The organism is Pseudomonas sp. PLMAX, assembly GCF_046042685.1.
GTDB classification, from domain to species: Bacteria; Pseudomonadota; Gammaproteobacteria; order Pseudomonadales; family Pseudomonadaceae; genus Aquipseudomonas; species Aquipseudomonas putida_AE.
This window is the reverse complement of record NZ_CP064949.1, coordinates 7,019,377-7,038,634: the sequence shown is the minus strand read 5'-3', so window position 1 is coordinate 7,038,634 and position 19,258 is coordinate 7,019,377. Positions and strand designations below refer to the sequence as shown.

At 61.7% G+C, this 19,258-nt stretch carries 18 protein-coding genes; 10 read left to right on the top strand and 8 right to left on the bottom strand.

All coding sequences use genetic code 11. The features are described 5' to 3' along the window. Window positions 1-100 precede the first annotated feature (100 nt). On the top strand, window positions 101-559 hold the full coding sequence (gene rsd, locus DKB71_RS32195) for a sigma D regulator (protein ID WP_274073681.1): 459 nt from the start codon (window positions 101-103) through the stop codon (window positions 557-559). 61 nt (window positions 560-620) lie between these two features. Here rsd and DKB71_RS32190 read toward each other — a convergent pair whose 3' ends face one another. Then, window positions 621-1,286, bottom strand: coding sequence for an FKBP-type peptidyl-prolyl cis-trans isomerase (locus tag DKB71_RS32190; protein WP_408599299.1), 666 nt, complete (start codon window positions 1,284-1,286; stop codon window positions 621-623). A gap of 192 nt (window positions 1,287-1,478) precedes the next feature. Between DKB71_RS32190 and DKB71_RS32185 the strand changes: the two genes are divergently transcribed. After that, window positions 1,479-2,669, top strand: coding sequence for an AlgP family protein (locus DKB71_RS32185; RefSeq protein ID WP_408599298.1), 1,191 nt, complete (start codon window positions 1,479-1,481; stop codon window positions 2,667-2,669). Here DKB71_RS32185 and DKB71_RS32180 read toward each other — a convergent pair. Next, on the bottom strand, window positions 2,666-3,130 hold the full coding sequence (locus DKB71_RS32180; protein ID WP_408599297.1) for a TIGR02444 family protein: 465 nt from the start codon (window positions 3,128-3,130) through the stop codon (window positions 2,666-2,668). The genes DKB71_RS32185 and DKB71_RS32180 overlap by 4 nt on opposite strands. A 50-nt stretch (window positions 3,131-3,180) precedes the next feature. Here DKB71_RS32180 and DKB71_RS32175 point away from each other — a divergent pair, with 50 nt between their 5' ends. From DKB71_RS32175 to DKB71_RS32155, 5 genes are all read left to right on the top strand, one after another. After that, on the top strand, window positions 3,181-5,091 hold the full coding sequence (locus DKB71_RS32175) for an ATP-binding cassette domain-containing protein (RefSeq protein ID WP_274073677.1): 1,911 nt from the start codon (window positions 3,181-3,183) through the stop codon (window positions 5,089-5,091). After that, window positions 5,091-5,672, top strand: a complete 582-nt coding sequence (locus DKB71_RS32170) for a mechanosensitive ion channel family protein (RefSeq protein WP_274073676.1) — start codon at window positions 5,091-5,093, stop codon at window positions 5,670-5,672. The genes DKB71_RS32175 and DKB71_RS32170 overlap by 1 nt, the downstream gene beginning before the upstream one ends. 219 nt (window positions 5,673-5,891) lie before the next feature. Then, entirely contained in the window at window positions 5,892-6,524 is a 633-nt protein-coding gene (locus tag DKB71_RS32165; protein WP_323607199.1) for a LysE family transporter, read from the top strand. A gap of 138 nt (window positions 6,525-6,662) precedes the next feature. Beyond that, window positions 6,663-8,561 carry an FTR1 family protein gene (locus DKB71_RS32160; RefSeq protein ID WP_408599296.1) on the top strand — a complete coding sequence of 633 codons (1,899 nt, stop codon included), beginning with the start codon at window positions 6,663-6,665 and terminating at the stop codon, window positions 8,559-8,561. Between the two features lie 108 nt (window positions 8,562-8,669). Beyond that, window positions 8,670-9,125, top strand: a complete 456-nt coding sequence (locus tag DKB71_RS32155; RefSeq protein WP_408599295.1) for a YaiI/YqxD family protein — start codon at window positions 8,670-8,672, stop codon at window positions 9,123-9,125. 116 nt (window positions 9,126-9,241) lie between these two features. On the opposite strand, the gene elbB is transcribed toward DKB71_RS32155, so the two are convergent. Beyond that, window positions 9,242-9,910, bottom strand: coding sequence for an isoprenoid biosynthesis glyoxalase ElbB (gene elbB, locus DKB71_RS32150; RefSeq protein WP_046818466.1), 669 nt, complete (start codon window positions 9,908-9,910; stop codon window positions 9,242-9,244). Between the two features lie 115 nt (window positions 9,911-10,025). Between elbB and DKB71_RS32145 the strand changes: the two genes are divergently transcribed. Next, window positions 10,026-11,261, top strand: a complete 1,236-nt coding sequence (locus DKB71_RS32145; RefSeq protein WP_408599294.1) for a sterol desaturase family protein — start codon at window positions 10,026-10,028, stop codon at window positions 11,259-11,261. On the opposite strand, the gene DKB71_RS32140 is transcribed toward DKB71_RS32145, so the two are convergent. Continuing rightward, entirely contained in the window at window positions 11,242-11,874 is a 633-nt protein-coding gene (locus DKB71_RS32140) for a DedA family protein (RefSeq protein WP_408599293.1), read from the bottom strand. The two genes, DKB71_RS32145 and DKB71_RS32140, sit on opposite strands and share 20 nt — an antisense overlap. A 205-nt stretch (window positions 11,875-12,079) precedes the next feature. Here DKB71_RS32140 and hemB point away from each other — a divergent pair, with 205 nt between their 5' ends. Both hemB and ppk1 read left to right on the top strand, forming a co-directional pair. Beyond that, window positions 12,080-13,093, top strand: a complete 1,014-nt coding sequence (gene hemB / locus DKB71_RS32135) for a porphobilinogen synthase (RefSeq protein WP_408599292.1) — start codon at window positions 12,080-12,082, stop codon at window positions 13,091-13,093. A gap of 18 nt (window positions 13,094-13,111) precedes the next feature. Continuing rightward, on the top strand, window positions 13,112-15,334 hold the full coding sequence (ppk1, locus tag DKB71_RS32130; RefSeq protein WP_274073669.1) for a polyphosphate kinase 1: 2,223 nt from the start codon (window positions 13,112-13,114) through the stop codon (window positions 15,332-15,334). 156 nt (window positions 15,335-15,490) lie between these two features. Here ppk1 and ppx read toward each other — a convergent pair whose 3' ends face one another. From ppx to DKB71_RS32110, 4 genes are all read right to left on the bottom strand, one after another. Next, window positions 15,491-16,993: an exopolyphosphatase gene (gene ppx, locus DKB71_RS32125; RefSeq protein WP_323625774.1), complete on the bottom strand. Its 1,503-nt coding sequence runs from the start codon at window positions 16,991-16,993 to the stop codon at window positions 15,491-15,493. A 207-nt stretch (window positions 16,994-17,200) separates the two neighbouring features. Then, on the bottom strand, window positions 17,201-17,938 hold the full coding sequence (locus DKB71_RS32120) for an amino acid ABC transporter ATP-binding protein (RefSeq protein ID WP_408599291.1): 738 nt from the start codon (window positions 17,936-17,938) through the stop codon (window positions 17,201-17,203). Beyond that, window positions 17,925-18,575, bottom strand: a complete 651-nt coding sequence (locus tag DKB71_RS32115) for an amino acid ABC transporter permease (protein ID WP_408599290.1) — start codon at window positions 18,573-18,575, stop codon at window positions 17,925-17,927. Before DKB71_RS32115 ends, DKB71_RS32120 begins: the two co-directional genes overlap by 14 nt. Continuing rightward, complete coding sequence (locus DKB71_RS32110; protein WP_274073666.1) at window positions 18,572-19,240, bottom strand: amino acid ABC transporter permease; 669 nt, start codon at window positions 19,238-19,240, stop codon at window positions 18,572-18,574. The genes DKB71_RS32115 and DKB71_RS32110 overlap by 4 nt, the downstream gene beginning before the upstream one ends. Between the last annotated feature and the right edge of the window lie 18 nt (window positions 19,241-19,258).

Here is a 19,258-nt window from a genome sequence, read left to right as displayed (position 1 = left end):
GGATTTATGTTGCTCGATGACGCTCTGCCTGGTCGAATCTTGATTCTCAAGTGTGCGACAGGTGTAGAGCAGCATGACCCACAAGGGAAGAGAGACCGCCATGCTCGAAAGTTGTCAGAATGCTCAGGAACGTTGGGGTGGAGTACATCTGCTGATCGATCGTTGGTTGCAGGAACGTCACGAACTGGTTCGGGCCTATGACACGCTCGGCGAGAAGCCTGAGGCGTTAGGCGAAAACCGAAAACCTTTGCAGGAATTCTGTGGGGTGCTGGTCGACTACGTATCCGCCGGCCACTTCGAGATCTACGAACAGCTGACGGGGGAGGCCAAGGCCTTCAATGACAAGCGTGGCCTGGAACTCGCCGAGACGATCTACCCGCGCATCGACGTCATCACCGAGAAACTGCTCGCTTTCAATGATTTGTGTGATGCCGGCAAATGCGTCGCGGAGAAGTTCAAGGAACTGGGTGGGCTGTTGCATGAGCGTTTTGAGCTGGAAGACTGCCTGATCGAAGTGCTGCATACCGCTCACAAGGAAGAGGCTCCGGTTCAGGCCTGAACCGAGCTCCTGCAATGTCAGTGAAACGGTGCGCGATGCGCACCGTTTTCGTTTCTGCTGTTCAGCCGGCTGCGCCGCGTAACTCGACTTCGAATACCAGGGGCGTGTACGGCGCGATCAAGTCACCGGCACCGTCGGCGCCATAGGCTTGCGCCGATGGAATCACCAGGCGCCATTTCGCACCGACCGGCATGTCTTGCAGGGCGCTGCGCCAGCCGCTGATCACACTGTCGAGACTGAACCATTGCGGCTGGCTGTTCTGGTCGAACACTGTGCCGTCAGGCAGGCGACCGACATACAAAACCTGCACCTTGCCATTCGGCCCGGCCTTGTCACCTGTCCCGGGTGCCAGCTCTGTCAGCAGGATGCCATCGGCCAGTTGACGAACCCCGGGCCTGGCTCTTTCTTCGCTGAGAAAACGCTGCTCTTTTTCCAAAGCCAACTCACTTTCCGGCGCAGGCGATTGCGTCGCAGCCAGGGCTTGGTGCTCGACCAGAATCCGTTCGATCTGCTCGTCCTTCAGCGCCAGTGGCTTGCCTTGATAGGCCTGCTGCAATCCGTCGACCAGTGCCTGGATCTGCAATTCGGGCACCTCTTGGCGCAAGCGTTCGCCGAGACTCGCGCCCAGGCTGTAAGCGAGATCATGAGCCTCTTTTTCCTGGTTTTTTTCAGCGGCGTTGGCCACGGAAAATATCACGCACAGCGATAAAAAAAGGTAGCGCGACATGGGCACTCTCCGGCCTGGGTTGCGGGCGATTATGCCAGCGTGAATGCGTTTAACGGTGAACTGCTTTTGCATCGGCACAGAACATTTTCAATTCGTTGCAACGCAGCGCTTTGGATACTGTCAAGATGCCCTAGCGGCGGTAGCAGCAGAGGTCTAGTATGAGCCGCACTCACGCCAGCCAGGAGGTAAACCATGTCGGCCACCAAGAAGCCTGTAAGTACTCCGTTGCACCTGCTCCAACAACTCTCGGGCAGCTTGCTCGAGCATCTCGAAAACGCTTGTTCCGAAGCTTTGGCCGATGCTGAAAAACTGCTCGCCAAACTGGAAAAGCAGCGCGGAAAAGCGCAAGAGAAATTGCACAAATCCCGTACCAAATTGCAGGACGCAGCGGCGGCTGGAAAGGCCAAGGCGCAGACCAAGGCGAAGGACGCGGTGAAGCAGCTCGAGGACCTGCTTGATGCACTCAAGGATCGTCAATCGGAAACTCGCGGCTACATTCTGCAACTCAAGCGCGATGCCCAGGAAAGCCTGAAACTGGCCCAGGGTGTTGGTCGCGTACAAGAGGCTGTCGGCAAGGCGTTGTCCCTGCGTTCGGCCAAGCCTGCTGCGGCCCCTGCGAAGAAAGCCGCTGCCAAACCGGTTGCCGCAAAAGCACCGGCCAAGCCTGCCGCCAAACCTGCCGCCAAGGCACCGGTGAAAGCCGCAGCCAAACCTGCTGCAACAACTGCGGCGAAAAAACCTGTCGCGGCCAGCGCTGCAAAACCGGCGGCTAGAACTGCAGCTGTCAAACCTGCTGCCCGGACAACCGCGGCGAAAACCGCTGCTGCGAAACCTGCTGCGAAACCAGCTGCCAAAACCGCTGCTGCGAAACCTGCCGCGGCGAAAATCGCAGCCGCCAAACCAGCTGCCAGAACTGCCGCTGCAAAACCTGCTGCCAAGCCGGCCGCAAAACCTGTCGCGGCTAAAACCGCTGCCAAGTCAGCTGCAAAACCAGCAGCCAAACCGGCGGCAAAAGCAGCCGCCAAACCTGCCGCCAAACCGGCTGCTAAAACCGCTGCTGCCAAACCTGCCGCCGCCAAGCCAGCCACTGCCGCAAAACCTGCCGCAGCGAAACCGGCAGCCAAGCCTGCCGCGGCAAAACCAGCAGCCAAACCAGCTGCAAAACCAGCTGCAAAACCTGCTGTGAAAAAACCGGCCGCTGCTACCAAGCCGGCTCCTGTCGCCAAGCCGACTCCGGCGCCTGCTGCCAAGCCAGCGACCCCAGCGCCAGCACCCACTGCTTCGGCTGCTCCTGCGCCGACAGCAACGGCCTCGACTGCCTCCACTGCGCCAACGCCAGTGGCACCGTCGAGCAACAGCTCCACCCCAACCAGCGCTTCTTAAGTGCCGGTTACCGCGACGCGCAGTTGATGCAGCGCGTCGCGGTCGAGGTGGGCGGCCTCTGCCGTCACACCTTCCAGCCAGACCGCCAGGTCGGTCGCGGCAGCTTGCGGCCAGCCTTCGGCCGATCGCTCCAGGCGCAATAACAGAATTCGCTCGGCCTCCAACTCAAGTGTCTTGACCTGCTCGCGTAGCGAGTGCAGCTCGGCATCTTGCGTGGCGGCAAATTTCCATTGCGCGCGCAGGGCCCGCAACGGCTGCACGACATCAGCGTCCCAGGCTTGCGCCACACCGCGAAGTTGCTGCAGGCGTTGTTCATTGCAGGCGATACCCCGCTGTCCCAGCCATGCCCCGCACAGCAGCAGACACACACTGACGCCGGCCGACTGCAATTGCAGGCACGCCTGTTCAACACCAGGGCGGGAATAAAGGGTCAGGGAAAAGCTCCACAGGTCAGAGGACATAGTGCTACTCGCGCCAGTTGCGAGCGAAGCTGGTAGACTCCGCCGCCATTATGATTCGACTTCAGAACCTGACTTTACAGCGTGGCCCGCAACGTCTGCTAGAAGACGCCGAGCTGACCCTGCACGCCGGCCAGAAAGCCGGCCTCATCGGTGCCAACGGCGCTGGCAAATCGAGCCTGTTCGCCTTGCTTCGGGGTGAACTGCACCCGGACTCGGGTGATTGCTTCCTGCCGGCCGACTGGCGTATCGCCCACATGCGCCAGGAGGTCGACACGCTCGAGCGCCTGGCGGTCGACTACGTGCTCGATGGCGACTTGCGCCTGCGCCAGGTGCAACGGGACCTGGCGGCAGCCGAAGCGGCCCATGACGGTGCCGCACAGGCCCGCTACCACTCCGAGCTGGACAGTGCCGACGGTTACACCGCCGATGCCCGCGCTCGCAAGCTGCTGGCAGGCCTGGGCTTCACCAATGAGCAGATGGATCGCCAGGTCGGCGATTTCTCCGGTGGCTGGCGGATGCGCCTGAACCTGGCGCAGGCCTTGATGTGTCCTTCGGACCTGCTATTGCTCGACGAACCGACCAACCACCTGGACCTCGACGCCATCATCTGGCTCGAGGAGTGGCTCAAAAGCTATCCAGGCACCTTGATGCTGATTTCCCACGACCGGGACTTCCTCGATGCCGTGGTCGATCACGTGGCTCACGTCGATCAGCGCAAGATCACCCTCTATCGCGGTGGCTACAGCGCCTTTGAACGTGCCCGTGCCGAACGCCTGGCCCAGCAACAGCAGGCCTACGAAAAGCAGCAGGCGCAGCGTGCGCACATGGAAAGCTACATCGCCCGCTTCAAGGCCCAGGCCACCAAGGCCCGCCAGGCCCAGAGCCGGATCAAGGCGCTGGAGCGGATGGAAGAGCTGACTGCGGCCCACGTCGACTCGCCGTTCGACTTCGTCTTCCGTGAATCGCAGAAGATTTCCAGCCCGCTGATCGACCTGTCCGATGCCCGCCTGGGTTACGGCGACAAGGCCGTGCTGGAGAAGGTCAAGCTGCAACTGACCCCCGGTGCGCGGATCGGCCTGCTCGGCCCGAACGGCGCCGGTAAATCGACCCTGATCAAGAACCTGGCCGGTGAGCTGTCGCCGCTGTCCGGCCGCCTGACCCGTGGCGAGAACACCGTGGTCGGCTACTTCGCCCAGCATCAGCTCGATTCCCTGGATTCCAAGGCCAGCCCGTTGCTGCACTTGCAGCGCCTGGCGCCCACCGAGCGCGAACAGACCCTGCGCGATTTCCTCGGCGGTTTCGACTTCCGAGGTGCACGGATCGACGAGCCGGTGCTGAATTTCTCCGGTGGTGAAAAGGCGCGCCTGGCGCTGGCCTTGATTGCCTGGGATCGGCCGAACCTGTTGCTGCTCGACGAACCGACCAACCACCTGGACCTGGAAATGCGCCTGGCGCTGACCATGGCCCTGCAGGAATTCAGCGGTGCGGTACTGGTGGTCTCCCACGATCGTCATTTGCTCAAGAGCACCACCGACAATTTTTACCTGGTGGCGGACGGCAAGGTCGAAGAGTTCGACGGCGACCTGGAGGACTACACCCGTTGGCTGGTGGAGTACCGTCAGCGCAATGCGCCGGTCAGCAACACCCCGGTCAATCCGGACAAGACCGACAAGAAGGCCCAGCGTCAGGCCGCCGCGGCGTTGCGTCAGCAACTGGCGCCGCACAAGCGCGAGGCCGACAAGCTCGAAGCCGAGTTGGGCAAGCTGCACGAGAAACTGGCGAAGATCGATGCCAGCCTGGGCGACAGCGACATCTACGAACCCTTGCGCAAGAATGAACTGCGCGACCTGCTGGCCGAGCAGGCCAAGCTGAAGGTGCGTGAAGCAGAGCTGGAAGAAGCCTGGATGGAAGCCCTGGAACTGCTGGAAAGCATGCAGGCGGAGCTGGAGGCGCTGTCCTGATGGAGGCGTTCAAGCTACCGCTGCCGGCGATGTGGATCGAACCGATCTGGCTCGGTGTGCAAATCCTGCTGATCCTGCTGGCGGGTTACATCGCCCAGCGTTTCGTTGCCAAGTGCCTGACCCGTCTCGGGGAACGCTACCCGTTTCCGCCGCAATTGCTGATGCCGCTGCGCGGCGGTCTGCGCTGGCTGATCATGGGCAGTGCGCTGATCTTCGTGCTGGAGCGCCTCGGGGTCTCGGCCACGGTGCTGTGGACGGCGCTGTCGGGTTTCGTCGCGGTGGCCGCCGTGGCGTTTTTCGCCATGTGGAGCGTGCTCTCCAATCTGTTGTGCGCGATCCTGATTTTCACGGTTGGCCCGTTCCGCCTCGGTGATGTGGTCGAGTTGGTGGACACCACCGACAAGCCTGGCGTCAAAGGGCGGGTGATAGCGATCAATCTGCTGTACACCACGTTGATCGAGGCCGAAGAGCTGGGTACTGGCAGCGCCATGGTGCAAGTGCCCAACAGCCTGTTCTTCCAGCGTTCGGTGCGGCGTTGGCGTGGCACGGATGTATTCCCTTCCAGCGGGTTTGAAAAATAAGCCCTCTGCCGCCTGATACACCGCTTTCGCGAGCAAGCCCGCTCCCACATTGGACCAGTATTGTTCACAAATTTTGTGTCCACAAACGATCGAATGTGGGAGCGGGCTTGCTCGCGAAGGGGCCCTAAAGTTGTAACGTCTCGCAAAAAAATCGTTGGTCATCGATCCAAAGCCGCATTAGCTTAGACATCTGTCACGAGTCCGATGTCGAGGTGTGCAATGGAGCTTCAAACATGGCTGGCGTTTTTTGCCGCCTGCTGGGTGATCAGCCTGTCCCCCGGTGCCGGCGCCATTGCGTCGATGTCCAGCGGTCTGCAGTACGGTTTCTGGCGCGGTTACTGGAACGCCCTGGGCCTGCAATTGGGGCTCGCGGTGCAGATCGCGATTGTCGGTGCTGGTGTGGGCGCGATTCTCACGGCGTCGGCCACTGCGTTCTTTGCGATCAAATGGTTCGGCGTGGCGTACCTGGTTTATCTCGCGATCAAACAATGGCGCGCGCTGCCCAGCGACATGAGCGATGACGCGGCGATCCGGCCGATTGGCAAGCCGATGGCCCTGGTGTTCCGCGGTTTTCTGGTGAACATCAGCAACCCGAAGGCGTTGGTGTTCATGCTGGCGGTGTTGCCGCAGTTCATTGATCCGCAAGCGCCGCTACTGATCCAGTACGTGATCATCGGTGCCACCATGATCTGCGTCGACCTGATCGTCATGGCCGGGTACACCGGGCTGGCTTCCAAAGTGCTGCGTATGTTGCGCACACCCAAACAGCAAAAGCGCATGAACCGTACCTTCGCCGGGCTGTTCATTGGCGCGGCGGCGTTCATGGCGACCCTGCGCAAAGCCGCGGTTTAAGCCCTCCGGCACAGGAAAGGCGACCTATCAGGTCGCCTTTTTCGTTTAAGTCCAGTAACGCGCCCCACAACAAAGCTTGAGTGAAAGTGATTGGGAGTGAACAATATGTTACTTCGTGTTTCCAATTGAGATTCATTCATGATCGCCCCGTTCCGTTTCCTGGCCTGGCTGATAGCGCCGGTGTTAGCCTTGTGCAGTTTTAATCTGCTGGCCGACACGGTAGAGGGCGCACCGCAAGCGCTGCACCTGCTCGACTACATCGGCGCGGACTATCCGCAAGCCGTGCAGGCCGGCAAGGTCGCCAACGAATCCGAGTATCGTGAGCAACTGGAGTTCGTCCAGGCGGTCCAAGGCTTGATTGCCGCGATGCCGGCCAAACCGGAAAAGGCCGGGCTGGAACAGGGCATCACCAAGCTGCGCGAGGCGATCAGCGCCCGCCAGGATGGCGCCGACGTCGCCCGCCAGGCTCGCCAACTCGGGGCGAAGCTGGCCGTGGCCTATGAAGTCAGCCAGGCGCCGATCATTACCCCGGACCCGACTCGCGGCGCGCCACTGTACGCCCAGCATTGCTCGGTGTGTCACGGCGATACGGGCGCTGGAGATGGACCGGCGGGTGTCGGCCTGACCCCGCCGCCGGCCAATTTGCGTGATAACGCGCGCCTCGATCACCTGAGCCTCTACGCGATCTACAACACGGTGGGCCTGGGGGTCGAAGGTACCGACATGCCGGCTTTTGGCGATCAGCTGGATGATCGTCAGCGTTGGGACCTGGCCACTTACATCGCCAGCTTCAGCGCCGATCCGGCGACCGCCAGCGGCGACAAGACCTATGACATTGCCGAGTTGGCCCGCCAGACCCCGGCCGAAGTGCACGCCGCCGACGGTCCGCAGGCTGCCGCGACCTTCCGCGCGCAACGGGCGCAGCCGCCACAGGCCAAGCGTGGCCCGGCGCAGTTGCTCGACTACACCGCCGTCACCCTGGACAAGAGCGTCGCGGCCTACCGTGACGGCGATCACGACCAGGCCTATGACCTGTCGGTAGCGGCGTATCTGGAAGGCTTCGAGCTGGTCGAAAGCTCCCTGGACAACGTCGATGCCAACGTGCGCAAAGACACGGAAAAGTCGTTGATGGCTTACCGTCAGTCGTTGCAGGACGGCCTGCCGGTGGAGCAGGTGGAACAGCGCCTGGAAGCGGCCAAGGCCAAGTTGAAGGCGTCCGCCGGGTTATTGGGCAGCGACGGACTGAGTTGGTCACTGAGCTATATCTCCGGCTTGCTGATCCTGCTGCGCGAAGGCCTGGAAGCCATCCTGGTGCTGGCGGCGATCCTCGCTTTCCTGCGTAACACCGGCCAACAGTCGGCGATACGCAGTGTGAACGTCGGTTGGGGCCTGGCGCTGTTGGCCGGCCTGGGTACCTGGGCGCTTGCGGCTTATGTGATCGATGTCAGCGGCTCGCAGCGCGAACTGCTGGAAGGTGCGACGGCGCTGTTTGCCAGCGTCATGGTGTTGTGGCTCGGTGTGTGGATGCACGACCGTCGTCATGCCGCAGCCTGGCAGGATTACATCAAGAGCAGCCTGGTGGGCGGAGGCGGGCGTTTCGGTTTTGCGATCCTGGCGTTCTTCTCGGTGTATCGCGAGCTGTTCGAAGTGATCCTGTTCTACGAGACCCTGTGGCTGCAGGCAGGTCCCGCTGGCCATGACGCGGTGCTGGCCGGTGGTGCGACGGCGCTGGTGCTGTTGGTTGGCCTGGCCTGGGTGATCCTGCGCGGCTCGGCGAAACTGCCACTGACGCTATTCTTCAGCATCAACGCCGGTCTGCTCTGTGCTTTGTCGGTGGTGTTCGCCGGGCATGGCGTGAAGGCGCTGCAGGAAGCCGGGATCTTCGGCACGCGACCGGTGCCGTTCTTTGAGTTCGATTGGCTGGGGATTCATGCGGATGCGTATTCGTTGAGCGCTCAGGCTGTGGCTTTGCTTGCGATCATCGTGCTGTACAGCCGTAGTCGCATGGCCGAGAAGCGGCGGGTGACAGTTTCTTAACCGAGGATCCTTAAAAGATCGCAGCCTGCGGCAGCTCCTACAGGTGTACGTTAATCCCTGTAGGAGCTGCCGAAGGCTGCGATCTTTTGCTTTCAAGAGGAAAAAAACATGCGCGTATGGATCGATGCGGACGCCTGCCCCCGGGCGGCAAAGGACCTGGTGGTCAAGTTCGCCCTCAAGCGCCAGTTCGAAGTGGTGCTTGTGGCAGGGCAGCCGCAGATCAAGCCGGGCTTGGCCCTGGTCAAGCTGATCGTGGTGCCCAGCGGACCGGATGCGGCGGATGATTTCCTGGTGGAGCACGCGGTCCCCGGTGAGCTGGTGATCTGCAGTGACGTGCCGCTGGCCGACCGGCTCGTAAAGAAGGGCGTCGCTGCGCTGGACCCGCGGGGCAAGGAATTCGACGCGCAGAACATGGGCGATCGCTTGGCCGTACGTAATCTGTTCACCGACTTGCGCGAACAGGGGCAGATGAGCGGCGGACCAGCGCCGTTTGGCGAGCGGGAGAAGCAGGCGTTTGCCAATGCGCTGGACCGGATCCTGACGCGGCTGTCGCGCCAGTCTTAAGGTTCACGCGGTCCCCTGTAGGAGCTGGCTTGCCAGCGAAAGCGATCGAACATTCAACATCTGCGTCGAATGCTATGACGCCTTCGCTGGCAAGCCAGCTCCTACAGGGGGCGGTGTCAGGCGTCGTTTTCGTGGGTCAGTTCGAGTACGCGGTCGACCAGTTTATTGATGCCCGAAGCCGCTTCACTGATCGATTGCGCCAGCATGTACGCCGGCGTCGTCACCAGTTTGCGCGCCTTGTCTTCGACGATATCGCTCACGGCACAGTCCTTGTGGGTGGCGCCCATCTTGTTCAGGGCCGCTGCCGTTTCGGCGTCGTTGCCGATGGTGCAGGTCACGCCCGGCCCATAGATTTTCGCCGCCAGGGCAGGCGAGATGCAGATCAGGCCGACCGGCTTGCCGGCCTCGGCAAAGGCTTCGGTCAAGGCCAGGACGTCCGGTTGAACAGTGCAGCCGGTTCCTTCGATGGCGAAATTGGAGAGGTTCTTGGCTGAGCCGAAACCGCCGGGAATGATCAGCGCATCGAAGTCTTCGGCGTCCGCTTCGCGGATGTCCTTGATCTCGCCCCGGGCAATGCGCGCCGATTCCACCAGCACATTGCGCGACTCGGGCATTTCTTCGCCGGTCAGGTGATTGATCACATGCAGCTGCGCGATGTTCGGCGCAAAACACTGCACCTGCGCGCCACGCTGGTCCAGGCGCAGCAGGGTCACCACGCTTTCGTAGATTTCGGCGCCGTCGTACACGCCACAGCCGGAAAGGATCACTGCAACTTTTTTGCTCATGGGCTTTTCTCCAGATTCATGGCGTTAAATGTCCACTAATTTGTCACTCGTTGCCATAGGGATAATTCGAGGTTACACATAGGATCTGTCCTCAAGATTCCGTACAGGGCGCGTCATGGACTTCATTCTGTATGCGGTGCCGTTTTTCTTCGTGCTGATCGCCGTCGAGCTGCTGGCCGACCGTTGGCGCGGGGTCAGCAACTATCGGCTGGCGGACGCGATCAACAGCATCAGCACCGGCGTGCTCTCGACCACCACCGGCCTGCTGACCAAAGGCGTAGGGCTGCTGACCTACGCGTTTGCCCTCAAGCACCTGGCGCTGTTCGAGCTCTCGGCCGACAGTGTCTGGGTATGGATTTTTGCCTTCGTCTTTTATGACTTCTGCTACTACTGGCTGCACCGCATGGGCCACGAGCGCAACATTCTCTGGGCCGCGCACTCGGTGCATCACCAGAGCGAGGACTACAACCTCTCCACCGCCCTGCGCCAGACCAGCACCGGGTTTCTGCTGAGCTGGATCTTCTACCTGCCCATGACCGTCGCCGGCGTGCCCTTGCTGGTGTTCGTCAGCGTCGCCGCGCTGAACCTGCTGTACCAGTTCTGGGTGCACACCCGGCACATTCCCAAGCTGGGATGGTTCGAGTGGTTTTTCGTCACGCCATCCAATCATCGGGCCCACCATGCACAGAACGCTCTCTACATGGATCGCAACTACGGCGGCGTGTTCATTATTTGGGACCGTCTATTCGGCTCGTTCCAGGAAGAAGACGACAACGAGCCGGTGATTTTCGGCGTGACCACGCCCCTGGCGAGCTGGAACCCGGTGTGGGCCAACGTGCAGTTCTACGCGCAGTTGTGGGCGGATGCGCGGCGTGCCGAAAGCACCTGGGACAAGCTGCGGATCTGGTTCATGCGCACCGGCTGGCGGCCGGCGGACGTGGCAGCCAGGTACCCGATGAGTAAACCGGACCTGAGCCAGTTCCGCAAATTCGAGGTGCCGCTGGATGGGCGCCAGCAGCTCTACGTGCTGTTGCAGTTCTGCGTCTACATCGCCCTGGGCAGCTATTTGATGAACCTGGAACCCAGTCTGTCGACGGCCGCGTTGGTGTTGGGCTGGGGGGCGGTGGCGCTGGGCCTGTTCGTTTTGGGCGTGGCCCTGGAGAATCGCCCGTGGGCGCTGAAGCTGGAATTGCTGCGCCTGGCATCGAATGTGCCGCTGGTCTGGCTGGCGCCGCTGGTGGGGCTGTGGCCGGCCAGCGCGGTGGGCTGGGTCGGCCTGCTCAGTTACAGCCTGATCAGCGGTATCGGGCTTTACTGCTGCCGAAACCGCTTTACTCGGCTGGCGTCTTAGGACCGCCGGTAGTGTGCTGCCTGGCCTTCAGGGCTTGCTCGTCGGCATAGATCTGCCGGGCCAGGCGCGCATTCTTGAAGCGCCGGCGCAGCCACAGGCCCAGGCCCAGGATGAGCAGGGCGCCGAGCACCCACAGCTCGTATTTCTTGATACTGCCGAGCATCCCTTCCAGTACAGCGCCAAAGTGATAGGCCGCCGCCGCCAGCGCGGTGGCCCAGATCGCCGCGCCAATCCCGTTGAGCAGCAGATAGCGGCCCGGTGGATAGCCCGACAGGCCGATGGCCACCGGCATCACGGTGCGCAAGCCGTAGACGAAGCGGAAGCTCAGGACCCAGATGTCCGGGTGTTTGCGAATATGTTCCAGCGCCCGGTCACCCATCATCTGCCAGCGCGGTTTGCGTGCCAGCAGCTTGCGCCCGTGCTTGCGTCCCAGGAAGTACCACAGCTGGTCGCCGGCATAGCTGCCGAAGAACGCCACGACCACCACCAGGTTGATGTCCATGTAACCACGGAACGCGAGGAAGCCCGCGAGCACCAGGATGGTTTCGCCTTCGAAGAACGTGCCAAGAAACAGGGCAAAGTAGCCGAAGTCATGCAGAAATTGTTGGAGCATTGTCTGGGTGCTGGCGAAATGAACGCGCAGCCTAACCCTTCGTACACATTCAGGAAAGTGTCCAAATGTGTCTCGACGTGAACATTTCCTACAAGGACAATGGAATACGGCTACATGACATAGGGCGCACACAACTGTAATACGTTCGTCATAATGGCCGCTTATAACTGTCACGCTCGCACGCCTGCGGGCTCAGGAGTCTGTCGTGAGCTTTACCCCCGCCAACCGTTTGTTTCCCGCCACCCGCCTGCGCCGCAACCGTCGTGACGATTTTTCGCGTCGTCTGGTCCGTGAAAACGTGCTGACCGTCGACGACCTGATCCTGCCGGTATTTGTGCTGGACGGTGAGAACCGTCGTGAAGCGGTGGCTTCGATGCCGGGCGTCGAGCGCCTGACCATCGATCTGTTGCTGGAAGAAGCGGCCAAGTGGGTCGAGCTGGGCATTCCGGCATTGGCGCTGTTCCCGGTGACCCCGGCAGAGCTCAAGTCGCTGGACGCCGCCGAAGCCTGGAACCCGGAAGGCATCGCCCAACGCGCCACCCGCGCCCTGCGTGCGCAGTTCCCTGATCTGGGCGTGATCACCGACGTCGCCCTGGACCCGTTCACCACCCACGGTCAGGACGGTATTCTCGACGAAGAAGGCTACGTGCAGAACGACATCACCGTCGACGCACTGGTCCGCCAGGCCCTGTCCCATGCCGAAGCCGGTGCCCAGGTGGTGGCGCCGTCGGACATGATGGACGGTCGCATCCAGGCGATCCGCGAGGCCCTCGAAGTGGCCGGTCACGTCAACGTGCGGATCATGGCCTACTCGGCGAAGTACGCCAGTGCCTATTATGGCCCGTTCCGCGATGCGGTCGGCTCGGCACTGAACCTGGGCAAGGCCAACAAGGCCTCCTATCAGATGGACCCGGCCAACAGCAACGAAGCCCTGCACGAAGTGGCGGCTGACTTGTCAGAAGGCGCAGACATGGTCATGGTCAAGCCAGGCATGCCGTATCTGGACATCCTCTGCCGGGTCAAAGAAGAATTCAAAGTGCCGGCCTTTGTGTATCAAGTCAGCGGCGAATACGCCATGCACATGGCGGCGATCCAGAATGGCTGGTTGAGCGAAGGGGTTATCCTCGAATCCCTGACCGCTTTTAAACGCGCAGGCGCTGATGGCATCCTCACGTATTTTGCCGTTCGTGCCGCTCAATTGTTACGAGAGCAAAAATAGCCCTCCCAGGAACATTCGATGAATACCGAAGTACTCACTGAAGTTGCCGTAAAAGACGCTCAACCAGTGGTGGAGCAGGTCGACGAAACCCCGCCGGAGGTGGAGCCCGCTCCGCCCGCGGCGGTCGTCGAGCCCGCAGTGGCAGCGCCAGCGATTGCCATTCCCGGCCTGGATGACAGCAGCCTGTACATCCACCGTGAGCTGTCGCAACTGCAGTTCAACATCCGCGTGCTGGAACAGGCACTGGACGAGTCCTACCCGTTGCTGGAGCGGCTGAAGTTCCTGCTGATCTTCTCCAGCAACCTGGACGAGTTCTTCGAGATTCGCGTCGCCGGCCTGAAGAAGCAGATCACCTTCGCCCGTGAGCAGGCCGGCGCCGACGGCCTGCAACCGCACCAGGCCCTGGCCCGCATCAGTGAACTGGTGCACGGTCACGTTGACCGCCAGTACGCGATCCTCAACGACATTCTGCTGCCGGAACTGGAAAAGCATCAGGTCCGCTTCATCCGTCGCCGCAACTGGACGACCAAGCTCAAGACCTGGGTGCGCCGTTATTTCCGCGACGAAATCGCCCCGATCATCACCCCGATCGGCCTCGACCCGACGCACCCGTTCCCGTTGCTGGTGAACAAGAGCCTGAACTTCATCGTCGAACTCGAAGGCATCGACGCCTTCGGTCGCGACTCTGGCCTCGCGATCATCCCGGCCCCGCGCCTGCTGCCGCGCATCATCAAGGTGCCGGAAGAAGTCGGCGGCGCCGGCGACAACTATGTGTTCCTGTCGTCGATGATCCACGCCCACGCCGATGACCTGTTCCAGGGCATGAAGGTCAAGGGCTGCTACCAGTTCCGCCTGACCCGAAACGCCGACCTGGCGCTGGACTCCGAAGACGTCGAAGACCTGGCCCGCGCCCTGCGCGGCGAGTTGTTCTCCCGTCGTTACGGCGACGCGGTGCGACTGGAGGTGGCCGATACCTGCCCGAAACACCTGTCCGACTACCTGCTCAAGCAGTTCAACCTGAGCGAGACCGAGCTGTATCAGGTCAACGGTCCGGTGAACCTGACGCGTCTGTTCAGCATCACCGGCCTGGACAGCCAGCGCGAGCTGCAGTACCTGCCGTTCACCCCGCAGATCCCGAAACTGCTGCAAAACAGCGAGAACATTTTCAGCGTGATCAGCAAGCAGGACATCCTGCTGCTGCACCCGTTCGAGTCGTTCACCCCGGTGGTCGACCTGCTGCGCCAGGCCGCCAAGGACCCGCACGTGCTGGCGGTGCGCCAGACCCTGTACCGCTCCGGCGCCAACTCGGAAATCGTCGATGCGTTGGTGGACGCGGCGCGTAACGGCAAGGAGGTCACCGCGGTGATCGAATTGCGCGCGCGCTTCGACGAGGAATCCAACTTGCAACTGGCCAGCCGTCTGCAAGCGGCCGGTGCGGTGGTGATCTACGGTGTGGTCGGCTTCAAGACCCACGCCAAGATGATGCTGATCCTGCGTCGCGAAGCGGGCGAGATCGTGCGTTACGCGCACCTGGGCACGGGTAACTATCATGCCGGCAACGCCCGCCTGTACACCGACTACAGCTTGCTGACTTCCGACGACGCCCTGTGCGAAGACGTCGGCAAACTGTTCAGCCAGTTGATCGGCATGGGCAAGACGTTGCGCATGAAGAAGCTGCTGCACGCGCCGTTCACCCTGAAAAAGGGCATGCTCGACATGATTGCCCGGGAAACCCAGTTCGCCCTCGAGGGCAAGCCGGCGCACATCATCGCCAAGTTCAACTCGCTGACCGATCCGAAGATCATTCGCGCGTTGTACAAGGCCAGCCAGTCGGGCGTGCGCATCGACCTGGTGGTGCGTGGCATGTGCTGCCTGCGGCCGGGCATCGCCGGGGTCTCGCACAATATCCACGTGCGTTCGATCATCGGGCGCTTCCTGGAGCACACCCGGGTCTTCTACTTCCTCAATGGCGGCGATGAACAGATGTTCCTGTCCAGTGCCGACTGGATGGAGCGCAACCTCGACAAGCGCGTCGAGACTTGCTTCCCGGTGGAAGGCAAGAAGCTGATCATGCGAGTGAAGAAAGAGCTGGAGCTGTATCTGACCGATAACACCCACAGCTGGAGCCTGCAGTCGGACGGCCGTTACATCCGCAATACGCCGACCGGCAACCAGAACCCGCGCAGTGCCCAGGCTACGTTGCTGGAGCGGTTGGGTAGCCCGATTCTGGCGGTACGCTAAAAAAAATGGCGATCCCAAGGGATCGCCATTTTTGTTATGACCGCCGTCCCTGTAGGAGCGAGCTTGCTCGCGAAAAACCTGAGGGCAGCGCGTTTATTCAGGCCGCACGCATTATCGTTCACGTCCATCGCGAGCAAGCTCGCTCCTACAGGGGTTTCAGCGCGCGGTCAGGACGATATCCACCCGCGTCAGCCACTGCGCTTCAATTTCGAAATCCGCCTGGGTCAGTTGGTTCTCATCCAGCCAGTTTTCCGGGAACACCACTTCCAGGCTGTTGCCATTGGCATTCAATTCCACCTGAGGCATCTGCTGGGTGCCGCGGATGTGATGGAACAGGATTGCAAAGCGCAGCAACACGCACAAACGAATCAGCTTGGTGCCGTCTTTGCCAAACTCGGCGAACTTGTCCTTGGGAATGTTGCGTCGGTGGCCGCGCACCAGCAGCGCGAGCATCAGTTGGTCCTCGCGGGAGAAGCCGGCCAGGTCCGAGTGTTCGATCAGGTATGCACCGTGCTTGTGATACTGGTAGTGAGCGATGTCCAGGCCCACTTCATGCACCTTGGCCGCCCAGCCGAGCAGTTCGCGCCAGACGCCGTCTTCCAGGTCCCAGTCCCTGGCCACCTGGTCGAAGGCATGCAGGGCCTTGCGCTCGACGCGCACCGCCTGCTCCAGGTCGACGTGGTAACGCTCCATCAGCGAGGTCAGGGTGCGTTCACGCACGTCTTCGTGATGATGGCGACCCAGCAGGTCATAGAGCACGCCTTCGCGCAGCGCGCCTTCACAGTGGTCCATGCGCTGCAATTCAAGGGAATCGAAGATGGCTTCGAGGATGGCCAGGCCTGCCGGGAAAATCGCCCGACGGTCCGGCTTGATGCCTTCGAAATCGATCTTGTCGACGTCGCCCAGCTTGATCAGCTTGCGCTTGAGCCAGGCCAGGCCCTGGGCGTTGACCTCGCCGCTGCCGTGGCCACCGGCCTTCAGCGCCAGGCCGATGGCGCGGATGGTGCCCGAGGAGCCGATGGCCTCATCCCAGGTCAGGCGGTGCAGGGCGTGCTCGATGCTCATGATCTCCAGCCGCGCTGCGGTGTACGCCTGGGCGTAACGGGCCGGGGTGATCTTGCCGTCCTTGAAATAGCGCTGGGTGTAGCTGACGCAACCCATCTGCAGGCTTTCGCGCAACAATGGCTCGAATCTCTGCCCGATGATGAATTCGGTACTGCCGCCGCCGATGTCGGCCACCAGGCGTTTGCCCGGGGTGTCGGCCAGGGTGTGGGATACGCCCAGATAAATCAGGCGCGCTTCTTCACGGCCGGAGATGACTTCCACCGGGTGACCGAGGATTTCTTCGGCGCGGTGGATGAATTCGTTGCGGTTACGGGCTTCACGCAGGGCGTTGGTGCCGACGATCCGCACGGCGCCGGTGGGCATACCGTTGATCAGTTGGGCGAAGCGCTTGAGGCAATCGAGCCCGCGCTGCATGGATTCTTCGCTGAGCTTGCGCTCTTCATCGATACCGGCGGCCAGCTGAACCTTCTCCCCGAGACGTTCGAGAATACGGATTTCACCGTTCTGGGCCTTGGCCACGACCATGTGAAAGCTGTTGGAGCCCAGGTCGATAGCGGCGATCAGGGACAGATTCTTGGCTTGGGATTGCGGCATGGTCAGGGTCTCGGTCGATAACCTCGACATCGTGCCACGATCAAAGGCTGGCGCCAACGCGTAGGCGTTGCGGCGATGCAAATGGCCTCTTCGCGGGCAAGCCCGCTCCCACAGGTTTTTGCGTCGAACACACCATTGTGCTCCGGCAGAGAACCCTGTGGGAGCGGGCTTGCTCGCGAATGCGGCCTCACAGGCACTAAATTTCCATCAGACTGCCGCTTCCACCGTGCCAATGAAATTCGCCAGCTCCACAGTCTGCGGATTGGCAAACAACTCTTTCGGATCACCCACCTCATGCACCAGTCCCTGATGCATGAACACCAACTTGTCCCCCACCTCCCGGGCAAAACGCATCTCATGGGTCACCATGATCAAGGTCATGCCTTCCCTGGCCAGCTGCCGAACCACGCTCAGCACTTCGTTGACCAGCTCCGGGTCCAGCGCCGAGGTGATTTCGTCGCACAGCAACACCTTGGGCGACATCGCCAGCGCGCGGGCAATCGCCACGCGCTGTTGCTGCCCGCCGGACAACCGATCCGGGAAGGCATCGAATTTCTCCCCCAGGCCTACGCGTTCCAGCATCTCCCGGGCCAGTTCGGCCGCCTTGGCTTTCGGTACTTTCTGCACCACCTGCGGCGCCAGCATCACGTTTTCGCCAACAGTCAGGTGCGGGAACAGGTTGAACTGCTGGAACACCATCCCGACTTTCTGCCTCAGGCTGCGCAGGTCGGCGCGGGAGGCGTCGAGGTATTCGCCGTCGACTTCGATGACGCCGTCGTTGATCGATTCCAGGCCGTTGAGGGTGCGCAGCAGGGTCGACTTGCCCGACCCGCTGCGGCCGATGATTGCCACCACCTGGCCTTGTTCGACACTCAGGTCGATGCCTTTGAGCACATGGTGGTCGCCGTAGTATTTATGCAGGGCGGAAATTCTAAGTAGAGGCATGCAGTCTCCTTTCCAGGTAGCGCGCACTGAGGGACAAGGGGTAGCAGAGCAGGAAGTAGCCGAGGGCGACCAGGCCGTAGACCATGAAGGGCTCGAAGGTGGCATTGGCCAACATGCCGCCGGTCTTGGTCAGTTCGGTGAAGCCGATGATCGAGGTCACGGCGGTGCCCTTGACCACTTGCACCGAGAAACCCACGGTCGGCGCCACGGCAATGCGCAACGCTTGCGGCAGGATCACGTAGCGCAGTTGCTCCAGCGGGTTCAGCGCCAGGCTCGACGAGGCTTCCCACTGGCCGTTGGGGATCGACTCGACGCAACCCCGCCAGATCTCCGCCAGGTAGGCGCTGGTGAACAACGTCAAGGCGATGGCTGCCGCGGCCCAGGGCGATATCTCTACCCCGGCCAGCGCGACGCCGAAGAACACCAGGAACAGCTGCATCAACAGCGGCGTGCCCTGGAACAGTTCGATGTAGGTGCGGGCAGCTCTGCGCGGCAGGGGCTTGTTCGAGATGCGCAGCACCATGACCAGCAATCCGATCAGCCCGCCGCCAACGAACGCCACCAGCGACAGCGCCAGCGTCCATTGCAGGCCCATGAGCAGGTTGCGCACGATGTCCCAGAAGGTGAAATCGCTCATCGAGTGCTCCTCGCGATGAATCGCTGGCCGATCCAGTTCAGCAGCTGGCGGATCAACAAGGCCATGCACAGATAGAGCAGCGTGGTCAGGGCATAGGTTTCAAAGGCGCGGAAGTTGCGCGACTGGATGAAGTTGGCGGCGAAGCTCAGCTCTTCGGTGGCGATCTGCGAGCAGACCGCCGAGCCGAGCATGACGATGATGATCTGGCTGCTCAGGGCCGGCCAGACCTTGCCCAGTGCCGGCAGCAGCACCACGTGGCGGAACGCCTCGAAGCGCGTCATGGCCAGTGCCGCCGCAGCCTCCAGTTGGCCGCGCGGGATCGCCTGGATGCCGGCACGGATGATCTCGGTCGAGTAGGCTCCCAGGTTGATCACCATCGCCAGCACGGCGGCCTGCCATTCGGAAATCTGCACGCCCAGCGACGGCAGGCCGAAGAAGATGAAAAACAATTGCACCAGGAACGGTGTATTGCGGATCAACTCGACGTAGACCGCGAAAATCCCGGCGAAGGGGCGGATATTCCACGCCCGCACCAGCGCCCCGACGATGCCCAAGCCTACCCCCAGCACCGCGCCGATGGCCGTCAGCTCAAGGGTGAACAGCGCACCGCGCAACAGCAAATCGGTGTTGTGCACCACCGGCAAGAAATCGAACTGATAAGCCATCATGAGTCTCCTGCGCGC

What these genes read in the sequence shown, in the direction of transcription:
- DKB71_RS32140 (WP_408599293.1), bottom strand. Translation starts at nt 11,874, where the DNA reads ATGCTCCAACAATTTCTGCATGACTTCGGCTACTTTGCCCTGTTTCTT.
- DKB71_RS32110 (WP_274073666.1), bottom strand. Translation starts at nt 19,240, where the DNA reads ATGGCTTATCAGTTCGATTTCTTGCCGGTGGTGCACAACACCGATTTG.
- elbB (WP_046818466.1), bottom strand. Translation starts at nt 9,910, where the DNA reads ATGAGCAAAAAAGTTGCAGTGATCCTTTCCGGCTGTGGCGTGTACGAC.
- DKB71_RS32180 (WP_408599297.1), bottom strand. Translation starts at nt 3,130, where the DNA reads ATGTCCTCTGACCTGTGGAGCTTTTCCCTGACCCTTTATTCCCGCCCT.
- DKB71_RS32175 (WP_274073677.1), top strand. Translation starts at nt 3,181, where the DNA reads ATGATTCGACTTCAGAACCTGACTTTACAGCGTGGCCCGCAACGTCTG.
- DKB71_RS32145 (WP_408599294.1), top strand. Translation starts at nt 10,026, where the DNA reads ATGGACTTCATTCTGTATGCGGTGCCGTTTTTCTTCGTGCTGATCGCC.
- DKB71_RS32170 (WP_274073676.1), top strand. Translation starts at nt 5,091, where the DNA reads ATGGAGGCGTTCAAGCTACCGCTGCCGGCGATGTGGATCGAACCGATC.
- DKB71_RS32190 (WP_408599299.1), bottom strand. Translation starts at nt 1,286, where the DNA reads ATGTCGCGCTACCTTTTTTTATCGCTGTGCGTGATATTTTCCGTGGCC.
- DKB71_RS32185 (WP_408599298.1), top strand. Translation starts at nt 1,479, where the DNA reads ATGTCGGCCACCAAGAAGCCTGTAAGTACTCCGTTGCACCTGCTCCAA.
- ppk1 (WP_274073669.1), top strand. Translation starts at nt 13,112, where the DNA reads ATGAATACCGAAGTACTCACTGAAGTTGCCGTAAAAGACGCTCAACCA.
- rsd (WP_274073681.1), top strand. Translation starts at nt 101, where the DNA reads ATGCTCGAAAGTTGTCAGAATGCTCAGGAACGTTGGGGTGGAGTACAT.
- DKB71_RS32115 (WP_408599290.1), bottom strand. Translation starts at nt 18,575, where the DNA reads ATGAGCGATTTCACCTTCTGGGACATCGTGCGCAACCTGCTCATGGGC.
- DKB71_RS32160 (WP_408599296.1), top strand. Translation starts at nt 6,663, where the DNA reads ATGATCGCCCCGTTCCGTTTCCTGGCCTGGCTGATAGCGCCGGTGTTA.
- DKB71_RS32165 (WP_323607199.1), top strand. Translation starts at nt 5,892, where the DNA reads ATGGAGCTTCAAACATGGCTGGCGTTTTTTGCCGCCTGCTGGGTGATC.
- ppx (WP_323625774.1), bottom strand. Translation starts at nt 16,993, where the DNA reads ATGCCGCAATCCCAAGCCAAGAATCTGTCCCTGATCGCCGCTATCGAC.
- DKB71_RS32155 (WP_408599295.1), top strand. Translation starts at nt 8,670, where the DNA reads ATGCGCGTATGGATCGATGCGGACGCCTGCCCCCGGGCGGCAAAGGAC.
- DKB71_RS32120 (WP_408599291.1), bottom strand. Translation starts at nt 17,938, where the DNA reads ATGCCTCTACTTAGAATTTCCGCCCTGCATAAATACTACGGCGACCAC.